Origin of the sequence: Cellulomonas septica (assembly GCF_012396155.1) — a bacterium.
Classification (GTDB): domain Bacteria; phylum Actinomycetota; class Actinomycetes; order Actinomycetales; family Cellulomonadaceae; genus Cellulomonas; species Cellulomonas septica.
The window spans coordinates 1-4,213 of record NZ_JAAXOY010000308.1; the positions used below are offsets into that span (position 1 = coordinate 1).

Annotated in this window: 3 protein-coding genes; 2 read left to right on the forward strand and 1 reads right to left on the reverse strand. The window is 73.6% G+C overall.

Annotation, left to right across the window (positions count from 1 at the left end; genetic code table 11):
- The coding region (locus tag HGA02_RS12140; protein WP_210728490.1) for an 8-oxoguanine DNA glycosylase OGG fold protein at nt 1-314 on the forward strand (314 nt) is incomplete at its 5' end.
- Nucleotides 315-353: 39 nt separating this feature from the next.
- Here the strand turns inward: HGA02_RS12140 and HGA02_RS12145 are convergent.
- A complete protein-coding gene (locus HGA02_RS12145; RefSeq protein WP_168679225.1) occupies nt 354-941 on the reverse strand; it encodes a mycothiol transferase in 588 nt (195 codons plus the stop codon).
- A 144-nt stretch (nt 942-1,085) separates the two neighbouring features.
- Here HGA02_RS12145 and HGA02_RS12150 point away from each other — a divergent pair.
- Nucleotides 1,086-4,213, forward strand: a 3,128-nt coding sequence (locus HGA02_RS12150; RefSeq protein WP_168679226.1) for an efflux RND transporter permease subunit, incomplete at its 3' end; no start/stop codon positions are given.

Genomic DNA, 4,213 nt, shown 5'->3' on the forward strand with positions numbered 1-4,213 from the left:
GGTCGGCGCACCGGCGGATCGTGGAGCACCGGCTGCACGGCCTCGCGCCCGTGGGCCTGACGGCGTGGCTGCACTTCGCGTCCGCACGCCGCGACCCGTACGCGCCGCACGCGGTGCCCGTGCTCGACGACGACGTCCGGGGGTGGCTCGCGACGGACGCGGACCTGCCGCTGCGCGACGGTCACCCCGACGACTACGGGCGGTACGTCGACCGGCTCGTCACGTGGGGCCGTCCCTTCGGACGGACACCCGTGCAGGTCGAGTCGTCGGTCCGGACGCTCGTCGCCGCGGCGGGCACCGGCTCCGGCTCCTGACCGACCGCCCGAGCGCGTCGCACCGCGCGCCCCGGGCCGTCAGCGACCCGCGGCGTCCGCGATGCGCTCGAGCTCCGCGACGTAGGCCGCCCACTCGTCGGCCGACATCCCGGGCAGGTTGCTGTTGTCGGCCCGCAGGCCCGCGGCGCCGTCCACGAGCTCGCGCAGGATGTCCGCGTGGCCGGCGTGCCGGGTCAGGTCGCTCGTCACGTGCACGACGACCTCCCGCAGCGACACCGGGGTGCGGTGCTCGGGCCACCACGCGACGCGCCCCGGGGTGTCGAGCGGTGCGTTCAGGACCAGCTCGTCGGCGAAGGCCCACACGCGGCGGTACAGGCCGACGATCTCGTCGACCGACTCGTCGGCCGTCGCGTACATGTCGAGGTTGGGCGTCGTCTCGTCGAGGTACCAGGCCAGCTCGGCCAGCCCCGGGAAGTCGCGGTCGAACGTCTCGCCGAAGTAGCCGATCTCGACCCCGGCGGCGTGCTTGACGAGCCCGAGCAGGTTGGTGCCTGTCGGGGTGCGCGGCAGGCGCACCGCACGCTCGTCGAGCCCGTCGAGCTTCCAGACGAGCGCGTCGCGGGCGCTCTGGAGGTAGCGGTGCAGCACGGTGCGGTCGTCGTCCACGCGCCCAGGCTGGAGGGTGCCGCAGGTCACGGCAACTCGGCGCGGGTGTCGTTCGTTGGGGAGGCGGGTCGCACCTAGGGTGCGGACCAGATCCCGCGCGCCGCCGTCCCCGGCGCGTGCCCGCACGACCCGGGAGGAAGCCCCGTGGACCGTCTGGCCAGGCTGTCGCTCGCGAACCGCGCCGTCGTCGCGCTGATGACCGTCGCCGTCGCGGTGTTCGGGGTGGTGAGCCTCGGGTCGCTGCGGCAGGAGCTCATCCCGTCGCTGCAGATCCCGACCGCCGTCGTGCTCGGCGTGTACCCGGGGTCGGCGCCGCAGATCGTCGAGGACCAGGTCACCGTGCCGGTCGAGACGGCGGCGAAGGGCGTCGACAAGGTCGAGGAGGTGACGTCGACGTCGTCGACCGGCCTGTCCGTCACGACCGTCGAGTTCACCTACGGCACCGACATGGACCTCGCGAGCCAGCAGCTCGCGAGCGCGGTCAACCGCATCCAGCGCCAGCTCCCGTCGGTCGTCGAGCCGCAGGTCGTGACCGGGTCGATCGACGACCTGCCGGTCATCCAGCTCGCGGTGTCGGGCGGGTCGTCGCAGGACGACCTCGCGGCGTTCGTCACGGACGTCCTGCAGCCCCGGCTCGAGCAGGTGGCCGACGTGCGCAGCGTCGCGGTGTCGGGCATCGCGGACCAGGAGGTGCTGGTCGACCTCGACGTCGCGGCGATGGCGGCGGCGGGGCTCTCGCCCGCCCAGGTGACGACCGTGCTGCAGGACAACGGCGTGGTGATCCCCGCGGGCACGGTCGCGGACGGCGACACCGAGCTGAGCGTGCAGATCGGGTCGCCGATCACGACCGTCGAGGACCTGGCCGCGCTCCCGCTGAGCAGCCCGACGGGTGACGTCGTGGCGCTCGGCGACGTCGCGACCGTCGAGGCCGGGCCGGCCGCGCCGACCTCGTACTCGCGCCTCGACGGTGCCCCCTCGCTGGGTGTCGCGGTCACGAAGACGCCCGCGGGCAACACGGTCGAGGTGTCGCACGCGGTGCAGGACGTGCTCGACGACCTCGCGGAGCAGCTCGACGCCGACGGCGTGCGGGTCGCGGTCGTGTTCGACCAGGCGCCGTTCATCGAGGAGTCGATCGAGGGGCTCGCGACGGAGGGCCTGCTCGGCCTGCTGTTCGCGGTCGTCGTGATCCTGCTGTTCCTCGCGTCGCTGCGCTCGACGCTGGTCTCGGCGATCTCGATCCCGCTGTCGCTGCTCGTGACGTTCGTCGTCATGAACGTCACGGGCTACACGCTCAACATCCTCACGCTGGGCGCGATGACGATCGCGATCGGCCGCGTCGTCGACGACTCGATCGTCGTCATCGAGAACATCAAGCGGCACCTGTCGTACGGCGAGGGCAAGCGCGACGCGATCCTCACCGCGGTGCGCGAGGTCGGCGGCGCGATCACCGCCTCGACGGTGTCGACGGTCGCGGTATTCCTGCCGATCGCGCTGGTCGGGGGCATGGTCGGCGAGCTGTTCCGGCCGTTCGCGCTCACCGTCGCGATCGCGATGGGCGCGTCGCTGCTCGTCGCGCTGAGCATCGTCCCGGTGCTCGCGTACTGGTTCATCAAGGCCCCGACGGGGAGCGTCGCCGACGCCGCCGAGGTCCGGGCGCGCGCCGAGGAGAAGGAGCGCCGCGGCATCTGGCAGCGCGCCTACGTCCCGACGCTCGCCGCGTCGCTGCGCCACCCGGTGCTCACGCTGCTGGTCGCGGTCGCCGTCCTCGGTGGCACGCTCGCGCTGGTCCCGCGCCTGGAGACGAACTTCATCGGCGACTCCGGGCAGGACACGCTCACGGTCACGCAGTCGTTCGAGCCGGGCACGACGCTCGCCGCGCAGGACGAGGCGGCGCGCGAGGTCGAGGGGGCGCTGCTCGCGCTCGACGACGTCGAGACCGTCCAGACGACCGTCGGCACCGCGGACGCCGCGACGGCCGCGTTCTTCGGCGGGGGAGCGACCCCGCAGGCGACGTTCGCGGTCACGCTCGACCCCGACGCGGACGGCGTGGCCGCGCAGGAGTCGGTCCGCGACGCCGTCGACGGGCTGTCGGAGGCGCCGTCCACGGGCATCACGGTCGCGGGCGGCGACTCCGGGTTCGGCAGCAGCACCGTCGACCTCGTCGTGCGGGCGACCGACACGGACGTGCTCGCCGACGCGGCCGCGCAGGTCGAGGAGGCCGTCCGGGACGTCGGCGGCGTCGCCGAGGTGACGAACAACCTGGCGAGCGACCAGCGCATCGTGCAGGTCGTCGTCGACCGCGACGCCGCCGCGGCGGTCGGCCTCACCGAGACGGCCGTCTCCGGCACCGTGGCCTCGCTCATGGCCCCGAGCCCCATCGGCACCGTGGACCTGGGCGACGGACCGGTGGGTGTCGAGGTCGCCGTCGGCGACGCGCCCACGACGGTCGCGGAGGTCGAGGCGCTCGTCGTGCCGACCGCCGCCGGGCCGGTCCCGCTCACGCAGGTCGCGAGCGTGCAGGAGGTCGAGGTCCCGACGTCGGTCACACGCGTCGACGGCGAGCGCAGCGCGACGGTCTCGGTCAAGCCGTCCGGCCAGGACGTCGGCGCCCTCACGGCGGCGCTGACCACCGAGGTCGACGGGCTCGACCTGCCGCCGGGTGCGACCGTCGAGGTCGGGGGTGTCGCCGCCGACCAGGCCGACGCGTTCGCGGACCTGGGCCTCGCGATGCTCGTCGCGATCGCGATCGTCTACCTCGTCATGGTCGCGACGTTCCGCAGCCTCGTGCAGCCGCTGATCCTGCTGGTGTCGGTGCCGTTCGCCGCGACGGGTGCGCTGATCGCGCTGCTGGTGACGTCGACGCCGCTCGGCGTGCCGGCCCTCATCGGCCTGCTCATGCTCATCGGCATCGTCGTGTCGAACGCGATCGTGCTCATCGACCTCATCAACCAGTACCGCGAGCGGGGCCGCCCGCTGGCGGACGCGGTCGCGGAGGGGGCGCGCAAGCGTCTGCGGCCCATCGTCATGACGGCGGCGGCGACGATCTTCGCGCTCACGCCCATGGCGATCGGGATCACGGGCGGCGGCTCGTTCATCTCGCAGCCGCTCGCGCTCGTCGTCATCGGCGGCCTGGTGAGCTCGACGCTGCTCACGCTCGTGGTGGTCCCGGTGCTGTATACGCTGTTCGAGCGGCGGGGCGAGCGGCGCCGGCTGCGGCGTGAGGCCGCCGAGGCGGCCGCGACCGAGCCCAGCAGCGCGACTGGCGCACCTCG